Raw genomic sequence first — 18,021 nt, 5'->3', positions numbered from 1 at the left:
CCCTGTTCAGCCAAGTGGCTTATAGGCAACGGCTTCAATTTCAACCTTGATGTCGACCATCAGCCGACCTTCCGCCGTCGTCCGCGCGGGTGGCTCCTTGGAGAAGTATTCGGCGTAAACCTTGTTGAAGCCGCCAAAATCGCGCGCATCCTCTAGCCAAGCAGTCGTCTTGACCACATCGGATATTTCGGCCCCGGCCATTGCGAGCACGGCCTTGATGTTTTCGAGAACCTGGCGTGTCTGATTCTCGATCGTGCCGCCAACCATATTGCCGTCCTTGCCAACCGGTACCTGCCCGGAAACAAAGATGAAGTCGCCAGCCCGAACCGCTGGTGAAAGCGGTACATGCGAGGTTCCAAAGGTTTGCTTGGTCATGGATTTTCTCCTTGGGGCTGGTCAAATTTCTTGCTTACCCCATGTAATATATCTACATGACGCACCCTACAAGGCCAGAAACTCGCGCAATGTGTATATTTTTTACATTTGATGACGGGCATATTACAGCCATTGCATTATGGTGACCGCTATCGCATCAAACGCGGAGCGCTCCACCAGACGTACATTTTCTCAGACCACGGGACTGACCATGCTACGAATTGAAGATATCCAAACCCCGGCCGTGCTGATCGATCTCGACAAGGTAGAAGCCAATCTCAAGCGCGCCCAGGATTATGCCGATAGCCACAGCCTGCCGCTCAGGCCGCATATCAAGACACACAAGCTGCCGCGCTTTGCCAAACGGCAGATTGAATTGGGTGCCCAAGGCATCACCTGCCAGAAGATTTCAGAAGCCGAAGTGATGGCCGATCACGGCATCACTGACATTTTCCTGCCGTACAACATTCTCGGGCAAGCCAAACTCGAACGCCTTGTCGCGCTGGCGCGACGCACACAATTGCGGGTTACAGCGGACAGCGTGCAAACGATCGACGGCCTGAGCGAGGCCTTTGAGAAGGCTGGTTTGGCGCTGGAGGTTCTTGTCGAATGCGATACGGGCATGGGCCGCTGCGGGGTGCCTGACCACGAAACGCTCGTCACGCTGGCCAGGCATATCGATGCCTCACCTGCCCTCACCTTTTCAGGCATCATGACCTACCCTGCAGCGGGACAACTCGACAAATGTGCGCAATGGCTGGAGCGCGCCGTAAATGTGCTGACTGAATCTGGCCTGCCGCCGAAAATCGTTTCCAATGGCGGCACCCCCGATTTCTGGTCGGCCCATGTGGTCGAGGCAGCAACGGAGCATCGGCCCGGCACTTATATCTATCTTGACCGCTATCAGGTCGCCGCGGGTGTGGGTACACTCGAAGATTGCGCGCTTACAGTGCTTGCAACGGTGGTCTCGCATCCGACACCCGATCGCGCGGTTATCGATGCGGGCTCAAAGGCGCTTACCAGCGACACACTCGGAATGGACGGTTTCGGTCATGTCGTTGGCATCGAAGGTGCAGCAGTCAAAAGCCTTTCGGAAGAGCATGGCGTGCTCACCCTATCCGGTTCCGCCGCACTTGAGATCGGCCAGCGCATCGAAATTATCCCCAATCATGCCTGCGTCGTCTCGAACCTGTTCGATAGTGTCTACCTGGTCTCAAACGGCGAAATCGTTGCCAAAGAGCCTGTGGCAGCGCGCGGCAAGGTCGAATAGGAAGCGCTCTTAAACGCACATGGTTATGAAAAAGGTCGGGGCAAGGACAAATAACGTGGAAGCCAAAGCTGCAACTGTCAGCCCATAACCGACATATTCGATCATTGGAACTGGCTCGTTGGCTGCGGCCATTCGTTTCCAGCGCTTTCGGCACCAAAACGTCAACCAGATCAATGCTGCGCTATGCATAGCGAAGAGGAATAGCAATATCCCTCTTTGCAAAAGTTCGGGCCAGCCGAACGCGCATCCAATGGCGTTAAGCCCATAGAGCACCACAAAAGCGATACTCCAGATTACAAAACCTGCAACCAGGAGTAACAGCCGGTGTGGCGGAACCGATGTCGTTGTCCGGTTCATGGGGTGCGCTCCAGAAGTCCGATCAGGTAGGGCATCAAAAGCACCATTGCGACCGCGACGATGCCCGTAACAGCGGTATAGACGTGCCAGAGTTGAGCAATGCGCAATTCAAGCAGAGCGCCATGCACGATATAGCCACGCGCAATCTTAATTGCTGCGTTGAGTAGGAACACAAGCCCGATGAAGCAATGCAAGGCCCCGTAGCCCAGCAGCATCAATGTCGTTGCCAGATGGGCGTGGCCGCGCGGGTCTGGCATGGCGGCAAGGGCAATGCCCAAAAGCGCAAGCGTGACAAGATAGACGATTGCCAACACCGCCATAGGCACGATGAAAGGCCCTCCGTTTCTGTTCACTCTCACGATCAGCGGACCGATTGCGCCAGCCAGCACGAACCCTGCTGTGGCACCCAATTCCAGCCATCCAGGCGTATAAATTTCCTGCGGGGGCCAGTTCGGCGCCACAAGCCAATTGTAGATCGTGCCAAACAGTAATGACGCGAAAAGCGTGCCATTGGCCAGAAGGGCAAACACATTCGCCCACCAGGAAACCGGGCCATCGACTTCGGTATGCGGTGGCAGTTTCTCGCCCCGCCCCACGTCCAGCAGTCCGATATTTGGCTTTATGACATTGGTTTGCGACCAGACAACAAAGCTCCCAACGACGCAGAACGCCAATATCAGCGCGAGCCAATATAAGCTGAAAAGCATAGAGAGCACCGCGCCCCCGGTCAGGATCGCAGAGATCAGCGGCAAATACGAGGAATTGGGCAGCAGCGCTACATGCTCGAGTTTTCCGGTTGTCATGTCCACGCCAATCGTCTCCATGCGCCCTTCGCGCACGAAGCCGAGATAGCCTTTGCCTGCAGCCAGTTCCGGCGCGATCCGGCCCACATCGAGATTGTCCGCACGCCGGTCGATTTCTGGCAAGGACGCGAAGTTGTATGAGGTGGGCTTTGTGGGCATCGCCCATTCCAGCGAACCCGCTTTCCAGGGATTGCGACCGAACTGACGGCCGAAATTGAACTGCAGGATCATGTCGGTTGCAACAAGTGCGAAGCCCATTGTGAGCAGGAAGCCGCCGACGCTCGACAGAAGGTTGAGCCAATCCCAACCGAAGGCCGAAGGATAGGTATAGATGCGCCTTGGCATCCCCATCAGCCCGGTCAGGTGCATCAAAAAGAACGTAAGGTTGAAGCCGATAAAAATCAGCCAGAATGCCGGTACAGAAATTCGATGCACGCATTGGCGCCCGGTGACATGTGGCATCCAGTAGTAGATTGCCGCCAGCATGGGAAACACAAAGCCACCAACCAGAACGTAATGGAGATGGGCCACGACGAAATAGCTATCATGGGCCTGCCAGTTGAACGGCACCATGGCCAGCATGACCCCGGTCAGCCCGCCCAGCACAAAGACGATGAAGAACCCCACGATATAGAGCATAGGTACATCGAACCGCGGTTTGCCGTGAGCCAATGTCGCCAGCCAGGCAAATATCTGTACCGCCGTCGGAATGGCGACAATCGCGCTCGCCGCCGAGAAAAAGGCCAATGCCAGATGGGGAATGCCCACTGTGAACATGTGGTGTACCCATAAGCCAAACGATAGGAATGCCAGCGCCACGATTGCTATGATAATCGCCCGATATCCGATCAACGGTCTTTGGGCAAAAACCGGAATGATCGTTGAGAGCGCACCGGCGGCAGGCAGGAAGATGATATAGACCTCCGGGTGCCCGAACAGCCAGAACAGATGCTGCCAAAGCAGCGGATCACCGCCACGCGTGGGATCGAAAAATGGCAGATCGAAAGCACGTTCAACCTCCAGAAGAATCGACCCGAGGATCAGTGGCGGAAAGCCCACGATCATCATCAAGGCCGTAACCAGCATATACCAGCCGAAAATCGGCATACGGTTGAGTGACATGCCTGGTGCCCGGAACTTCAGGATCGATACCGTGATTTCGACGGCTGCCGTTATTGCTGAAATCTCGACAAAGGTTACGCCAAGCAGCCAGACGTCGGCATTAATGCCAGGAGTGTAAACGTTGGATGAGAGCGGCGTGTACATGAACCAGCCGCTATCGGGCGCAACACCAAACACCATGGACAGCACGATGATCGTTCCGCCGAAAAGATAGCACCAATATCCAAACGCCGTTATGCGGGGAAAGGCCAGGTCGCGCGCGCCGAGCATCTTGGGCAGTAGATAGATGCCCAGTCCTTCCAGCATGGGAATGGCAAAGAGGAACATCATCACCGTGCCGTGCATGGTGAAAATCTGGTTGTAGATTTCAGGGCCCACAAAGGCGGTGCCAGATGTCGCCAATTGTGCGCGGATCAGCATGGCAAGCACGCCGCCGATGGCAAAGAAAATCAGCGCTGTGACCATGAAGCGCTTGCCGATAACCGTATGGTTTACGGCTGAAAATCGCTGCCAACCCTTTCCGCTCCCCCAAACCTTATCAAGGGCTTTGTGCAGTGCGATGGGCGATTTGGGCAGTGATGTTTCCGGCAAACTCATTGGGCCGCCTCCAGCAACGCTGCAGGGTAATCTTCAGGTTCATGGGCAACCACGGCAAAGCGCATTTCGGTATGGCCCGCGCCACAGAATTCGGCACAGACACCGTTATAAACCCCTACCCTGTCTGCCTCGATCCGCACGACATTTTCGTGCCCTGGTATCGCATCTATCTTTCCGGCCAGTCTTGGCACCCAGAAGGAATGAATCACGTCCTCGGCTGTGACGATGACATCGATGGGCTGGCCAACAGGAATGTGCAGCACGTCCGTTTCACCGATCTCCGGATAATCGGGATACGTGAAGGTCCAGTGCCACATCTGACCGTGCGCGCCGACGCGCGTTTCAGCCGTGCCTGGATGGGCAAGTATCCGCTCACCCACCACCAGCGCATATCCAACCAGCGCGGTCAGCACGATAACCGGCATCACCAGCCCGCCATAGAGAACCCATTTCATTGCCGGTACGTTCGAGCCAAAGCCGGGCCGTAGATAGGCCATGGTCAGCAGCGCCATGACGAGAAGAAACAGAACAGCCGAGCCAGCCAGCATGACCCACCATAAGGTGGCAATCAGGCTCGCCGAGGGTCCGGCGGGCTCAAGCGTCGAAAGCGGCCCTGTGCATGCTGTAAGCGCAAGCAAGACAAAGGGCGTAAGGAACAATCTCAACCTTTTCAGCGTTGCAGTCGCAACGCTGGCACACCCACGAGAGGCGAAATGAGCGAAACCAAAGACAATACCAGTCCGGTCATTCAGGAAGTCACCAAGCACGACATCACGTCGGCAGTCGCCGTTGCCGGTCATCCGATTCACGCCATGAGCGTTCATTTCCCCATTGCGCTGGTCATCGGCACACTGGGCCTCGACCTGCTCTACTGGTTTTCCGGCGATCCATTTTTCCTGCGCGCGAGCGTCTGGAGCGCCGGGTCTGCCTTTATTCTCGGCGTAGCGGCGGCAATCGTTGGAACCGCCGAGCTTCTGCTGGTGCGGGGCATTCGCTCCCGTGTCGGCAGTTGGACCCATGCCGTTGCAGCCATGACGCTTCTGGCTATCGCCGGAACCAACTGGGGTGTTCGCTTGGTTGCTCCCGATGAAGTTTTGCCGCACGGGTTGGCCCTGTCTGTTCTTGCTTCGATTTTCACTGGCATTGCCGGATGGCATGGTGGAAAGCTTGTATTCGATCATGGGGTTGGCCTCATGGTCTCGCCCAAAAAATAAATGGTTCCAGATGCGGCTGGAGCAGCTCACCCAGCCGCCCCGGCGTAAAGAGGTCCGCCCAGAAGGCGTGCGGATCGATCTCGGGCTTTCCAGATACAACCACGAGAATTGCCGTTACTATCAGTGTCGTAATCACGGTAACGGCAACGTAGCGCCAACCGGGATAGCGGCCGGAAACCTCGAAAACCTTGAGGATGACCAGTCCAGAAATGACGTGGATCACGACCATGGCGCCGACAAAAGCCAGCTTGACCGAAAACCACGCGTCAAATGTCTGCTGGACGAAGATCAGCGCTGTGCCGCTGCCGATGGCTATGAAGGCGGCGGGCGAGACGATGACAACATAAAAAAAGCGCACCATCGCGTGCATGCGGTGCAGGTCGTTCTCTGTCTTGATATCGCCCCGCTGCTGATAAACGAAAGGCAGACAGATCAGCCCTGCCGACCAGATCGCAATTGCAGCGATGTGGATGAATTTCAGGCCTGTCGCGATCATGCAGGCGACCGGGCTTCTTCAGCTTTGATCATAGCGGCAAGCAGATATAGTCCAACGCCGATATAGGGCAGCACCGCCGGCACCCACATCAAAAGCCCTGCCAATTGCTGATCCTCCAGCGCTGTCAGGCCGAATGCCACCGTCGTCGTAAAGTGCGGAGCAAACACAGCCTGCGGCGCAAAGACGAGCAAGGCGCCAAGAAAACCCATTTGCATGATGGTTGCCAGCAACGCCATCACGCTATTGCCCTTGCGGGTGAATGGCGAGAAGACCTCGCGCCACAAGAGATACGCCGAGCCGCCAAGCGTAAGCTGCATAAGCCAATAAATTGCGTGGAAATCCAATGCCATAGCGTATGGATCGGGAGCGTGCCATATCCATACGAACGCTGCGTGCAGGATCGTTAGCGCCGACAGCGGCAATATCGGCCCGCGACGCCAGGGTAGCGCGATCGCCAGAAGCGGCGCGATGCCGCCAATAAGGATCAAGTGGTGTGCGACGCGGGCAGAGAAAAGCGCCGAGGACAGCGCGCAAAGCGGAGAAATAAACGCAATAAAAATAAGAATATAGCTGCCAGAGAATGCAATTTTTCCCGTTTGGTCGCGGCGCCCATATGCCATCCACAGCAGCGCGCCCAATGCCAGCGCTGCCAAGAGAAACGGATCAAAGTTCCAGCGCCCGATCAGTTCTGCGGGTACAGGGGCGGGTCCACAATATGGGTCGTAAACGGAAAATTCCATCAAAAATAACCCTCGCGAAGCCGCCCAATCCCATGCTTAACGCGGCCATTTCCGAGGGTGTAATGCACCGAACCCGAATTTCGATCCAAGCCGATGGCAATTTTTTGCCTTATTTCGGACGTTTGCAATCCAGCGCCAGTTCATGTCTCAGCATCGGAACGAGCGCAGCCATGTTTTCCACCTGCCCTTCCGGCACAGTCGCCAAGCCTCCCCCCATGCAGCCATCGGCGTCCGTGATGAATACCATCATTTACCGCTGAACCTTGCGGGTGTGTTTGCGGGATCGATCCGCCTCACCCATCCGCCACCGCCCCAGCGCATCGAGCACCGGCTCGAGTGCTGCTCCGTGTTCGGTCAGACCGTAAGTGACTTCTGGTGGGATGGTGTTGGCGCTCTTGCGCCAGATCAACCCATCGGCTTCGAGCTTTCGCAGGGTGATCGTTAACACCTTCTGCGTCACCGGAGACAGGGAGCGTTGCAGGGCATTGAAGCGTTGCGGTCCCTTGCACAGCCGAAACAGTACCAGAAGCCGCCACTTGCCCGTCAGGATGCGCAACGCATCCTCGACAGGGCAATCCTGATACGCGGGTGTCGTCATATGGCAGTATCCTTTTAGTGCGTACTTGTGAAAATGATCCCTTGCCTGCACATTCCTGTCAATGCTGAATGGAGGTTCCACATGAAGGTTCTGGTTTTTGGCGGCACGGGTCGCACGGGTCGGCTGATTGCGCAATGGCTGGTCAAGAACGGGCATACCGTGATCGCCGCCGGGCGGCGCGATCCACAGATCGAGGGCGTGGCGTACCGTGCTGTCAACCTTTCCGACGCGAGCGCGGTGCGCACCGCGGCCGAGGGGATGGACGCCGCGATCTCGGCACTTGCGTCGGGCAAGGACAACCCGGTCTGCTCTGAAGTCGCACAGGCACTGTCCGAGATGGAAGGGCTGCGCTTTATCACAATCGCGGGCAGTGGGCTCGATGCACCTGGCGATGCCAAGGGAGCGTTGGACCGGTTCATCGGCTGGTTGCTGCGTCGGCTGATGCCGCATATGATTGCCGATCGAGAGAGGGAACTGGGCATTCTCCAGGCGAGCCGGCTACGCTGGACAATGCTGCGGCCTCCACTTCTCAACAACAAGCCCTCCACCGGCAGGTATCAAACCACATTCGATCGTCCGGCATCCAGAGGGATTTCGCGCGCCGATCTCGCGCGGGCTGTGGTCGATGCCCTGGAAGACGGCGCCCTGATAGGCCGCGCACCCTTCGTGGCCGGGTGACTTCGGAAGGATGTGAATTCGGGCCTGAGCCACTCACCGCAATGAACCGCGCCAACATTGGACAGTTAATGCGCCGGCCCCGGATTTCGATCCGACCGCTTAGCGATTTTTATTGCCTCATTTGGGCACGCACCTCCTGAGTGTGTTCACCCAATTTCGGCGACGGTCTCGAAAGGCTCAACTGCCCTTCCGAAAACGCCAGTGGTGAGCGTATGCCGGGAAGCCCGTCAATATCGATCGCCATGGCCCTGTGCATGATCTGGGGGTCGGCAAAGACTTCCGCCACCGAATTGATCGGGCCGGCTGGTACACCTGCGTTCTCAAGCCTTGGCAGCAAATCTTCTCGCTTCCATTTTGCCAGTTCCGTTTCCAGCATTGGAACCAGCGCGGCGCGATTGGCCACCCGCCCGGGATTTGTAACAAAGCGCCCGTCTGAAACGAGTTCCGGCCTGCCGATGACGGAACAGAATTTGGCAAACTGGCTGTCATTACCCACGGCAAGGACGATGTGCCCGTCGGCGGTTGCGAAGGTCTGGTAAGGAACAATGTTGGGATGCGCATTGCCCATGCGTTTGGGACTTGTTCCGGTTGTCAGATAGTTCAGTGCCTGATTGGCCAAGACCCCGGCCATAGTATCGAGCAGCGCCATATCGACCATCTGCCCCCTACCCGTGACCGTCCGTTGCGCCAGCGCGGCCTGAATGCCGATCACGGCGTAAAGCCCAGTAAAAATATCGGCGAAAGCCACACCGACTTTTTGCGGCTCACCGGCAGGATCGCCGGTCAGGTCCATGATGCCGCCCATGCCCTGGATCAGAAAATCATATCCCGCACGGTTCCGATAAGGGCCGGTTTGCCCAAAGCCTGTGATCGAGCAGTAAACGAGTTTGGGATTGAGAGCGCTGAGCGTTTCGTAATCCAGCCCATATTTGGCAAGGCCGCCAAATTTGAAATTCTCAATCACGACATCGGCTTGGGCAACCAGATCGCGGACAAATTCCAGATCGTCCGCATTGCCGAAATCGGCGACAACGGAACGCTTTCCGCGATTGCAGGCATGAAAGTAGGCGGCAGAGCGATCACCATCGCGCTCGACGAATGGTGGTCCCCATTGCCGCGTATCATCGCCATTAGGACTTTCGACCTTGATGACATCGGCGCCAAGATCGGCAAGCACCTGCCCCGCCCAGGGCCCCGCCAGTATCCGGGCCAGTTCGACAACCTTCAGCCCTTCCAGCGGATACATCAGAAAAACGCCTGAATGCCCGTTTGCGCGCGGCCAAGGATCAGCGCATGAACATCATGGGTGCCTTCGTAAGTGTTGACCGTTTCAAGGTTCTGCGCGTGGCGCATGACGTGATATTCGATCTGGATGCCGTTGCCGCCGTGCATATCGCGCGCTGCGCGGGCAATATCGAGCGCCTTGCCGCAATTGTTGCGCTTGATGAGCGAAACCATTTCAGGCGCTGCCTGTCCTTCATCGAACAAGCGCCCGACCCGTAACGCTGCCTGCAAACCGAGCGCGATTTCGGTCTGCATATCGGCGAGTTTTTTCTGATAAAGCTGGGTTCCGGCAATGGGCTTGTTGAACTGCTTGCGATCCAGTCCATATTGCCGCGCGCGCAGCCAGCAATCTTCTGCCGCGCCCATCGAACCCCAGGCGATACCGTAGCGCGCACGGTTGAGGCAGCCGAACGGCCCCTTGAGACCCTTTACGTTCGGCAGCAGTGCATCCTCGCCCACTTCTACATCTTCCAGCACGATCTCGCCGGTTATCGAGGCCCGGAGCGAGAGCTTGCCACCGATCTTGGGGGCGGAAAGCCCCTTCGTCCCCTTCTCCAGCACAAACCCCTTGATAGCGCCGTCATGGGCATCGGATTTCGCCCAGACAACAAAGACATCGGCAATTGGCGAGTTGGATATCCAGCTTTTGGCTCCATTGAGCCGATAGCCGCCGTCAATTTTTTGCGCCCGCGTTTTCATGCCGGCGGGGTCCGATCCGGCATCAGGCTCGGTCAGTCCAAAGCATCCGATCCATTCCCCGCTCGCCAGTTTGGGCAGATATTTCTCCCGTTGGGCGTCGGTGCCATAGGCATAAATCGGGTACATGACGAGCGAGGACTGCACGCTCATCATTGAGCGGAAACCGCTGTCGACCCGCTCAACTTCACGCGCCACGAGCCCATAGGAGACATAGGACGCACCTAGTCCGCCGTAACTTTCCGGGATCGTTACACCCAAAAGCCCGGCCGCACCCATCTCGCGGAAAATTTCCGGATCGGTTTCCTCGTTCATATAGGCATGTTCAATACGGCTCAGTAGCCGGTCTTGGGCGAAACCATGCGCGGCTTCTGCGATCATTCGCTCTTCGCTCGAAAGCTGATCGGCAAGGCGAAACGGGTCTTGCCAGTCAAAGCCAGACATTTCCGGACGATCCTTGGCGGCGGATTGGGTCATTTCAATATCTCACAGGTTCTTGCGCTCGCGTTCTAAGCTAGCGGGCAGACAGGCCATGTGCTAACGAGGATTTTCAGCCAGTTTATGAGTATTGGTCATAGATGATCGCGCGCAACTCCTACACACCGACCATAAACGAGCTTCTGGCCTTTGCTGCCTGCGCCCGATTGGGCACGACGACACGCGCGGCGGAAGAGTTGAATCTCACCCAAAGCGCAATCAGCCGATCCATCAATGCGCTTGAGGACCGGCTGGGCGTGCGGCTGTTCCATCGCGTCAAGCAACGGCTGCTGCTTTCCGATGCCGGACGCGCCCTCTATCGGGAGGCGGAAAGCGTGTTGGCCGATATCGACCGCGCCGCTGTGACCGTTATGGCCTTTGGCGGACATTCGGCCGTACTGCGCATGGCGGTACTGCCCACCTTTGCCAATATCTGGCTGATACCACGGCTTTCCGATTTTCAAGCGCGGGAGCCGGCGCTGACCTTCGATATCGTCTCCCGTCTTACGCCGGTCGATTTCGAGACGGCGCCTTATGATGCAGCAATCCAGCGCGCGCATCAGCGGCCAGCCGGAGCACATGCCGACCCGCTGATGGACGAAACGCTCGTGGTTGTCGCCGCCCCGTCGTTGCTCAAGGCCTATCCAGTGCGGGACGAAGCCGATATTGCCAAGCTGCCCTTGCTTCAGCAGGCAACCCGCCCGAGCCTGTGGCTTGACTGGTTTCGGGATGCAGGGCTTGATTCCAGGACCATTCTGCGCGGCGCTCGGTTTGAGCATTTCGGCATGGTCATCAATGCTGCGGCAGCAGGAATGGGCGCGGCCATCGTGCCCGAAATGCTGGTGCGGCAGGAGCTCGAGGCCGAGCGACTGGTACTCGCCTCGGAGCGACGGCTGGAAAGCGAAGCGCCCTATTGCCTGATTTATCCCGAGCGCAGCCTTGAAATTCCCGGTTTTGAAAGGTTTCGCGACTGGCTCATTGGTCGCGCGCATAAGCGTTCGTGACGCCCGCCACGATTAAGGGTTGCTTCCAACCCAATATAGGCTTTCACTTATGATGCCGGCAATGACCGGCGAGAACATCATAAGAAGGATGAGGATCATGCAATCGATACGCAGCGGCGGGCTGTTGATCTCAACCGCGTTACTGCTTGCGCCACAGGTCTTGGCGCAGGACGCTACCCCCCAACCGGAAGAAACAACCGCGATTGCCGAAAGGACTTCAGTAACCGCACAGAATTACATGGTTGCAAGCGCGCATCCGCTTGCGACCGAGGCCGGCTATGCCGTGCTTGCGGCAGGTGGCTCGGCGGCCGATGCCGCCGTTGCCGTTCAGGTGATGCTCGGGCTGGTCGAGCCTCAGAGTTCGGGTCTGGGCGGCGGTGCGTTCCTGCTCTATTGGGATGCTGAAAACGGCGCTCTGACCAGCTATGATGCACGCGAAACGGCACCTTTGGCCGCAGATGGCGACTATTGGCTCGATGAGAATGGCGAGCCGCAGGCCTTTATGGATGCAGTGATCGGCGGTCGCTCCGCTGGCGTTCCGGGCACTCCGATGTTGCTCGAAGTGCTGCATCAGGATCATGGCACCATGGATTGGGCCGAGTTGCTGCAACCGGCCATCGATACCGCGGAAAACGGATTTGCCGTAACCCAAAGGCTGGCCGATTCCGTGGCCGGCGCCACCGGGCTGGATACTTTCGTTGGCACAGCAGAATATTTCTTCCCCGGTGGCGAACCTATCGCCGAGGGATCGATGCTCACCAATCCGGCCTATGCGGAAACTGTCCGGCTCTATGCCGCTGAAGGTGCCGCGCCGTTCTATAGCGGTGAGATTGCGCAAGATATCCTTGCGGCGCTACAGACCAATATCAATCCATCCATTTTGACCGAAGAAGACTTTGCCACCTACCAGGTGATAACGCGTGATCCGGTCTGTTTCGATTATCGTGCCTACGAGGTTTGCGGTATGGGGCCACCAAGTTCCGGCGCGCTGACAGTCGGGCAGATCCTCGGCATTCTCGAGCAATTCGACCTTACATCAATGGAAGACGGTGTTGAATTCCGTCACCTGTTTGCAGAAGCGTCGCGTCTCGCCTTTGCAGATCGCGCCCTTTACATGGCCGATAGCGATTTCGTGGAAATTCCCGAAGGTCTGCTCGATCCCAATTACCTGGCCGAGCGCGCCAACCTTATCGACACCGAAAGCTCGATGGGTATCGCCGCACCGGGAATACCTCCGGGGTGGAACATTGCCCTGCTGGCCCCCGACATGGAACGTCCGCGTGCCGGGACATCGCATTTTGTCATCGTCGATGGTGACGGCAATATGGTTTCGGCAACGACCACAATTGAAAGCGGATTCGGCAACCGGGTGATGACACGCGGCTTTCTGCTCAATAACGAGTTGACCGATTTCTCATTCCGACCAGAAGCGGACGGGGTGGAAATCGCCAATCGCGTCGAACCCGGCAAGCGCCCGCGCTCGTCGATGTCACCGACCATCGCGTTCCAAGGCGGCGAGCCCGTATTGCTGACCGGGAGCCCCGGCGGCGCGGCTATCATCCACTACACTGCCCTTTCGCTGATCGCCCTTCTGGATTGGGATATGGATCCACAGGAAGCCATCGATCTGCGCCATGTCACCAATCTTAATGGACGCACCAATATCGAAGAGGGCGAAGGTGCCGAGGAGCTGGCCGCCGCGCTCGAAGCGATGGGACATGAAGTGAATATCGCCAACCTCAATTCAGGCCTGCATGTCATCAGGATCACCGAAGACGGTCTGATCGGTGCCGCAGACAAGCGTCGTGAAGGCGTTGTGATGGGCGATTAAGGTCCAATCAACGCCACAAAAAGGCGCCCGCACAATCGCTTGTGCGGGCGTTGTCTTGTTCGAGCGGGGCAGCAGCTTCAGCGCTTGCCAGCCAGCTTGCCTGACGCTTTGGCCGGTGCTTCCCAATCGTCGAACGAAAGGTCACGGTCGCCATTTTCATCGCGGATCGAGGTCTGCAGGCCCATCTTGTTGAGGAGCCCAAGGAAGGGCTGCGGCGGCAATTCTTCCACGTTGACCATCTTGTGCGCGTCCCACGTGCCTTTGGCGACAAGGATCGCCGCTGCAACGGGCGGAACGCCGGCGGTATAGGAAATGCCCTGGCTGCCCACCTCGTTATAGGCGTCCTTGTGGTCGGCAACGTTGTAGATGAAGACCTCACGGTCCTTGCCGTCTTTCTTGCCTTTGACCAGATCGCCAATGCACGTCTTGCCCTCATATTCAGGCGCAAGCGAAGAGGGATCTGGCAGTACTGCCTTCACCACCTTGAGCGGCACGACTTCGAGCCCTTCGGCAGTCGTTACTGGCTGCTCTGACAAAAGCCCGATATTTTTCAGGACGGTAAAGACGTTGATGTAATGCTCGCCGAACCCCATCCAGAAGCGGATGTCGGGCACATCGAGATTGCGAGAAAGCGAATGCAATTCGTCGTGCCCCGAAAGGTAGGACGTGCGTTCGCCCACGACCGGCAGGTCGTCGGTGCGCGAAACTTCAAACATCTTGTTGGTCTGCCACTGGCTGTTCTGCCAGGAGTAGACAACGCCGGTAAACTCCCGGAAGTTGATTTCCGGGTCGAAGTTGGTTGCGAAATACTTGCCGTGCGAACCGGCATTGATATCGATGATGTCGATGCTATCGACAGTGTCGAAGTACTCGTCCACCGCCAGCGCCGCATAGGCATTGACCACGCCGGGATCGAAACCTGCGCCGAGAATGGCGGTGATGCCGTTCTTCTCGCACCGCTCACGCCGCTTCCATTCGTAATTGGCGTACCAGGGCGGTGTTTCGCAGATCTTGTTGGGCTCTTCGTGGATGGCTGTATCGATATAGGCAGCACCGGTCTGTATGCAGGCCTCAAGGACCGACATATTGATGAATGCAGAACCTACATTGATGACGATTTGTGACCGCGTTTTCGCGATCAAAGCCTTGGTCGCTTCAATATCGAGGGCATCGAGCTGATGGGCCTCGATAATACCGGGTTTTTTCAGCGATTTCTTGTCGAGTACGCTTGCAACAATGTCGCGGCATTTTTCGACAGTGCGCGAGGCGATATGAATATCCCCCAGCACGTCGTTTGCCATTGCAGCTTTATGGGCGACGACCTGCGCCACACCTCCGGCACCGATTATCAGAACGTTCTTTTTCACTTCTCACGTAACACCTTTTCAGAGGTTGAACCAATCTACGCACCCTGCCGATTTACGACAGGCTCTGCGCGTAGTCCTCAAACGTGAACTCTTTTACGAGTTCCACTTGCCCGTCCAGGTGACGTACCGCAATAGACGGCATCTGGACCCCGTTGAACCAGTTCTTCTTGACCATCGTGTAAGCGGCCGCATCGAGGATTGATATGCGATCCCCGACCTTTAGCTCGGTCTCAAACTGGAACTCTCCAAAAATGTCTCCGGCAAGGCAAGTTTTGCCGCAGATCATATAGGTGTGTTGCCCCTTGTTGGGACTAACATTGGCTGGCTCATTGTAAATCAGCAGGTCCAGCATATGGGCTTCGGTGGAGCTGTCAACAATGGCGACATGTTTGCCGTTATAGATTACGTCCAGCACGCTGACTTCCAGCGTCGTCGATCCGGTGACGGCCGCATCGCCCGGTTCGAGATAGAGCTGGACACCATAGCGCTCGGAGAAGGCCTTCAGACGGGCGGCGAGCTGATCGAGCGGATAGCCTTCATGTGTGAAACGGATTCCGCCGCCCAGGCTAACCCATTCCAGCTTATGCAGAATCTCTGAATAGCGCTCCTCGATCTGGCCGATGAGCATATCGAGATTGTCAAAGGAGTCGTTCTCACAGTTGAAGTGGAACATAACGCCCGAAATCCGGTCCAGCACAGGCTTGACCTGCTCCATGTCCCATTCACCAAGACGTGAAAAGGGACGCGCCGGATCGGCAAGAATGAAATGGGAGTGGGAGATACCCGGATTGAGCCGTAGCCCTATGGTCTTGCCTGCCGCTTCAGCCTTACCGGCATAGCGCTGCAATTGCCCGACGGAATTGAAGATGATCTTGTCGCAGACCGAAATGGCTTCGTCGATCTCGTGATCAGCCCATGCGACAGAATAAGCGTGGGTCTCACCGCCAAACTTTTCGCGGCCGAGCTTGACTTCATAAAGCGAGGACGAGGTTGTTCCGTCCAGATGCTCAGCCATGATGTCAAACACGGACCAGGTGGCGAAGGCCTTGAGCGCAAGGACGCATTTGACGCCCGATGCCTGACGCAAATACGATATTTTTTCCAGATTGCGGAGAAGTACCGACTTGTCGAGCAGATAATAGGGTGTCTGTAGCGTCAATCTTTACGTTCGAACCTCCTGAGCACCCTTGTGGATGGGCACGCCAGCTTTTGAGAACAAGAATTCAAATTGCGAAGCGCCCCATCTAATGACTGCGGCGCGCGAGCACAAGAGTTTTATTGTGACAAAACAATCGTGCTCGCGGTTTCGTTAATGCACGGGCCGGTCAGTGGCCGTGTGCATTATGGCCCGATGCGCTGCGCGCACCTGCCGATTCCACGCTGAGTGTGACAGGCACCTCCCCTGCCTCCTCGAACACGAGTACCACATCGACGGTTTCACCCTCCACAAGACTTGTCGTCAGGTTCATAAACATCAGGTGATAGCCGCCTGGCGCCAGATTTACCGTTTCGCCCGCAGGAACAGGCAGGCCGTCGGGCAACTCGCGCATGTTCATCACGTCATTGACCATAGTCATTTCGTGAATTTCCACGCGCTCTGAGATATTCGCTTCGACGGCGACGAGGCGGTCATCGGTGTCACCGTTATTGGTAACGGAAAAGTAGCCGCCCGCGACAGGCGCGCCGGGATTGGTCGCACGGGTAAAGGCACCCGAAATTTCGAGGCTGCCGGCTGCAACTGTATCGTGGGCTGCATGGTCATGCGCAAAAACGGGAGTGGCAAGCAGCATCGCGGCGATGCCGAAAGAAAGAATGCGGTTCATGTCTTGAATCCGGTTTTGATGAATTTCTGAATCTTTTGAATCGGTTCAGAGCAAGACCGGAGGCGCTCGTGGAGGATGCGCGCCGGTATCCCGCGCGTCCAAAGACACGCGCCCTTCAAGAGAATAGGAGATGCTGGTGAAGCGAACAACCGGACCAAAATCGGCATCGGCAGCCCCCACCGGGGCAAGAGTGAGTTTTCCGAGCCCGGCAAGGGAGCAAATCTTTGGCAGTTTTTCGGGCTCAACAGGCTCATAATCACCGCCGATGCATAATGACCAGCCCGAAAGATTTTCATAGCCGAGCGTCTCGAAATGGTCCTGCAGAGCCTGCGTCTGATGTATCGGCACCAGAAGGGTCAGCAAATAGATGGCGAGCACAGCGGCGGCGGCCGCGGCATCCCTTCCCAATCTCCTTGCGTGAATGTGCATGACTTGCCCTTTTCTCATGCACAAGTAACGTGCTCTAAAGCGCTGCTCAAGAACATCATTGTCGCAATTGGCGGGAGACGATGCGCAAACTCTTTATTATCGGCATTGGCACGGGCAATCGCGAGCATGTCACGATGCAGGCGATTTCCGCGCTCAATCAAATCGATGTGGTCTTCATTCCCACCAAGGGTGATGAAAAAGCCGCTCTCGCGGCCATTCGCCATGAAATCTGTGACCGCTATATCTCACGCCCTGTCGAAATCCGCGAATTCCCGATCCTGCAGCGCAATCGCGAAACGCCAGATTATCGCCAGCGCGTAATCGACTGGCACGATATGATCGCGCAGTCCTATGGCAAGTTGTTTGCCGATATGCCGGACGATGCCAATGGCGCCCTGCTGGTCTGGGGCGACCCGGGGCTTTACGACAGCACGTTGAGGATCGTAGAATCAGTAAAGGAGCAGACCGGGCTGGCATTCGACATTGAAGTCATCCCTGGAATTACTGCCATTCAGGCCCTCACAGCCGCTTTTGCAATTCCGCTCAACACGATTGGAAACCCTGTAACGATCACGACAGGACGCAAGCTCGTCAGCGGCTGGCCGGATGGCGCCGACAGCGTGGTTGTCATGCTCGATGGGCAAAAAACCTACGCTCAAATTGCACCCGGCAATATAGATATCTATTGGGCGGCGTATGTCGGTATGGAACAGGAAATCCTGATTTCCGGCCCGCTTGCCAAGGTACGAGATAAAATCTCCGCAGCGCGGGAAGCTGCGCGCGCCGAGCATGGCTGGATCATGGACATATATCTTTTGCGCCGGACATCGGCCTAATTTCTTTCGTCATTGCGTCCCTCT

Annotated in this window: 18 protein-coding genes; 6 read left to right on the top strand and 12 right to left on the bottom strand. The window is 56.9% G+C overall.

All coding sequences use genetic code 11. The annotated features are described in order from the left end of the window. Positions 1-6: 6 nt before the first annotated feature. Positions 7-375, bottom strand: coding sequence for a RidA family protein (locus EO133_RS19265; protein ID WP_127074275.1), 369 nt, complete (start codon positions 373-375; stop codon positions 7-9). A 211-nt stretch (positions 376-586) separates the two neighbouring features. On the opposite strand from EO133_RS19265, the gene EO133_RS19260 reads away from it, so the two are divergent. After that, entirely contained in the window at positions 587-1,645 is a 1,059-nt protein-coding gene (locus EO133_RS19260; protein ID WP_127074274.1) for a D-TA family PLP-dependent enzyme, read from the top strand. Between the two features lie 353 nt (positions 1,646-1,998). On the opposite strand, the gene ctaD is transcribed toward EO133_RS19260, so the two are convergent. Beyond that, on the bottom strand, positions 1,999-4,524 hold the full coding sequence (ctaD, locus tag EO133_RS19255; RefSeq protein ID WP_127074273.1) for a cytochrome c oxidase subunit I: 2,526 nt from the start codon (positions 4,522-4,524) through the stop codon (positions 1,999-2,001). After that, positions 4,521-5,183 (bottom strand): cytochrome c oxidase subunit II, encoded by a 663-nt coding sequence (gene coxB / locus EO133_RS19250; RefSeq protein ID WP_244640744.1) that lies wholly within the window; start codon positions 5,181-5,183, stop codon positions 4,521-4,523. The genes ctaD and coxB overlap by 4 nt, the downstream gene beginning before the upstream one ends. Before the next feature lie 54 nt (positions 5,184-5,237). On the opposite strand from coxB, the gene EO133_RS19245 reads away from it, so the two are divergent. Next, positions 5,238-5,738, top strand: a complete 501-nt coding sequence (locus EO133_RS19245) for a DUF2231 domain-containing protein (RefSeq protein WP_127074271.1) — start codon at positions 5,238-5,240, stop codon at positions 5,736-5,738. Here EO133_RS19245 and EO133_RS19240 read toward each other — a convergent pair. The 3 genes from EO133_RS19240 to EO133_RS19230 all read right to left on the bottom strand — a co-directional run bounded on the left by EO133_RS19240 (position 5,716) and on the right by EO133_RS19230 (position 7,572). Further along, complete coding sequence (locus tag EO133_RS19240; RefSeq protein WP_127074270.1) at positions 5,716-6,234, bottom strand: CopD family protein; 519 nt, start codon at positions 6,232-6,234, stop codon at positions 5,716-5,718. The two genes, EO133_RS19245 and EO133_RS19240, sit on opposite strands and share 23 nt — an antisense overlap. Beyond that, positions 6,231-6,974 carry a cytochrome c oxidase assembly protein gene (locus tag EO133_RS19235; protein WP_127074269.1) on the bottom strand — a complete coding sequence of 248 codons (744 nt, stop codon included), beginning with the start codon at positions 6,972-6,974 and terminating at the stop codon, positions 6,231-6,233. The genes EO133_RS19240 and EO133_RS19235 overlap by 4 nt, the downstream gene beginning before the upstream one ends. A gap of 250 nt (positions 6,975-7,224) precedes the next feature. After that, positions 7,225-7,572: a winged helix-turn-helix transcriptional regulator gene (locus tag EO133_RS19230; protein ID WP_127074268.1), complete on the bottom strand. Its 348-nt coding sequence runs from the start codon at positions 7,570-7,572 to the stop codon at positions 7,225-7,227. 81 nt (positions 7,573-7,653) lie between these two features. On the opposite strand from EO133_RS19230, the gene EO133_RS19225 reads away from it, so the two are divergent. Further along, complete coding sequence (locus EO133_RS19225; protein WP_164735106.1) at positions 7,654-8,250, top strand: NAD(P)-dependent oxidoreductase; 597 nt, start codon at positions 7,654-7,656, stop codon at positions 8,248-8,250. A 109-nt stretch (positions 8,251-8,359) separates the two neighbouring features. On the opposite strand, the gene EO133_RS19220 is transcribed toward EO133_RS19225, so the two are convergent. Together EO133_RS19220 and EO133_RS19215 are read right to left on the bottom strand one after the other, a co-directional pair. Continuing rightward, positions 8,360-9,496 (bottom strand): CaiB/BaiF CoA transferase family protein, encoded by a 1,137-nt coding sequence (locus tag EO133_RS19220; RefSeq protein WP_127074266.1) that lies wholly within the window; start codon positions 9,494-9,496, stop codon positions 8,360-8,362. Continuing rightward, a complete protein-coding gene (locus EO133_RS19215) occupies positions 9,496-10,674 on the bottom strand; it encodes an acyl-CoA dehydrogenase (RefSeq protein WP_206513556.1) in 1,179 nt (392 codons plus the stop codon). Before EO133_RS19215 ends, EO133_RS19220 begins: the two co-directional genes overlap by 1 nt. Before the next feature lie 134 nt (positions 10,675-10,808). Here EO133_RS19215 and EO133_RS19210 point away from each other — a divergent pair, with 134 nt between their 5' ends. Then, positions 10,809-11,711 (top strand): LysR substrate-binding domain-containing protein, encoded by a 903-nt coding sequence (locus EO133_RS19210; RefSeq protein WP_127074264.1) that lies wholly within the window; start codon positions 10,809-10,811, stop codon positions 11,709-11,711. A gap of 97 nt (positions 11,712-11,808) precedes the next feature. Continuing rightward, entirely contained in the window at positions 11,809-13,542 is a 1,734-nt protein-coding gene (ggt, locus tag EO133_RS19205) for a gamma-glutamyltransferase (RefSeq protein WP_127074263.1), read from the top strand. A 77-nt stretch (positions 13,543-13,619) separates the two neighbouring features. Here the strand turns inward: ggt and EO133_RS19200 are convergent, their stop codons facing one another. The 4 genes from EO133_RS19200 to EO133_RS19185 form a co-directional block, all read right to left on the bottom strand. Then, positions 13,620-14,909, bottom strand: a complete 1,290-nt coding sequence (locus EO133_RS19200; RefSeq protein WP_127074262.1) for a saccharopine dehydrogenase family protein — start codon at positions 14,907-14,909, stop codon at positions 13,620-13,622. 52 nt (positions 14,910-14,961) lie between these two features. Next, positions 14,962-16,068, bottom strand: a complete 1,107-nt coding sequence (gene nspC / locus EO133_RS19195; RefSeq protein ID WP_127074261.1) for a carboxynorspermidine decarboxylase — start codon at positions 16,066-16,068, stop codon at positions 14,962-14,964. Positions 16,069-16,234: 166 nt separating this feature from the next. Continuing rightward, positions 16,235-16,732 (bottom strand): copper chaperone PCu(A)C, encoded by a 498-nt coding sequence (locus EO133_RS19190; RefSeq protein ID WP_127074260.1) that lies wholly within the window; start codon positions 16,730-16,732, stop codon positions 16,235-16,237. 45 nt (positions 16,733-16,777) lie between these two features. Then, complete coding sequence (locus tag EO133_RS19185; protein WP_127074259.1) at positions 16,778-17,161, bottom strand: hypothetical protein; 384 nt, start codon at positions 17,159-17,161, stop codon at positions 16,778-16,780. 80 nt (positions 17,162-17,241) lie between these two features. Here EO133_RS19185 and cobF point away from each other — a divergent pair, with 80 nt between their 5' ends. Then, positions 17,242-17,997: a precorrin-6A synthase (deacetylating) gene (gene cobF, locus EO133_RS19180; RefSeq protein ID WP_127074258.1), complete on the top strand. Its 756-nt coding sequence runs from the start codon at positions 17,242-17,244 to the stop codon at positions 17,995-17,997. Positions 17,998-18,021 lie beyond the last annotated feature (24 nt).

The sequence above is a fragment of the Pelagibacterium lentulum genome (assembly GCF_003992625.1).
Lineage (GTDB): Bacteria > Pseudomonadota > Alphaproteobacteria > Rhizobiales > Devosiaceae > Pelagibacterium > Pelagibacterium lentulum.
Note: the sequence above shows the minus strand (reverse complement) of the source record. Positions and strands in the feature narration are given on the sequence as shown.

Coding starts and splice junctions, on each gene's coding strand:
- EO133_RS19265 (WP_127074275.1), bottom strand. CDS start 375: ATGACCAAGCAAACCTTTGGAACCTCGCATGTACCGCTTTCACCAGCG.
- EO133_RS19260 (WP_127074274.1), top strand. CDS start 587: ATGCTACGAATTGAAGATATCCAAACCCCGGCCGTGCTGATCGATCTC.
- ctaD (WP_127074273.1), bottom strand. CDS start 4,524: ATGAGTTTGCCGGAAACATCACTGCCCAAATCGCCCATCGCACTGCAC.
- EO133_RS19245 (WP_127074271.1), top strand. CDS start 5,238: ATGAGCGAAACCAAAGACAATACCAGTCCGGTCATTCAGGAAGTCACC.
- EO133_RS19240 (WP_127074270.1), bottom strand. CDS start 6,234: ATGATCGCGACAGGCCTGAAATTCATCCACATCGCTGCAATTGCGATC.
- EO133_RS19235 (WP_127074269.1), bottom strand. CDS start 6,974: ATGGAATTTTCCGTTTACGACCCATATTGTGGACCCGCCCCTGTACCC.
- EO133_RS19230 (WP_127074268.1), bottom strand. CDS start 7,572: ATGACGACACCCGCGTATCAGGATTGCCCTGTCGAGGATGCGTTGCGC.
- EO133_RS19225 (WP_164735106.1), top strand. CDS start 7,654: ATGAAGGTTCTGGTTTTTGGCGGCACGGGTCGCACGGGTCGGCTGATT.
- EO133_RS19220 (WP_127074266.1), bottom strand. CDS start 9,496: ATGTATCCGCTGGAAGGGCTGAAGGTTGTCGAACTGGCCCGGATACTG.
- EO133_RS19215 (WP_206513556.1), bottom strand. CDS start 10,674: ATGTCTGGCTTTGACTGGCAAGACCCGTTTCGCCTTGCCGATCAGCTT.
- EO133_RS19210 (WP_127074264.1), top strand. CDS start 10,809: ATGATCGCGCGCAACTCCTACACACCGACCATAAACGAGCTTCTGGCC.
- ggt (WP_127074263.1), top strand. CDS start 11,809: ATGCAATCGATACGCAGCGGCGGGCTGTTGATCTCAACCGCGTTACTG.
- EO133_RS19190 (WP_127074260.1), bottom strand. CDS start 16,732: ATGAACCGCATTCTTTCTTTCGGCATCGCCGCGATGCTGCTTGCCACT.
- EO133_RS19185 (WP_127074259.1), bottom strand. CDS start 17,161: ATGCACATTCACGCAAGGAGATTGGGAAGGGATGCCGCGGCCGCCGCC.
- cobF (WP_127074258.1), top strand. CDS start 17,242: ATGCGCAAACTCTTTATTATCGGCATTGGCACGGGCAATCGCGAGCAT.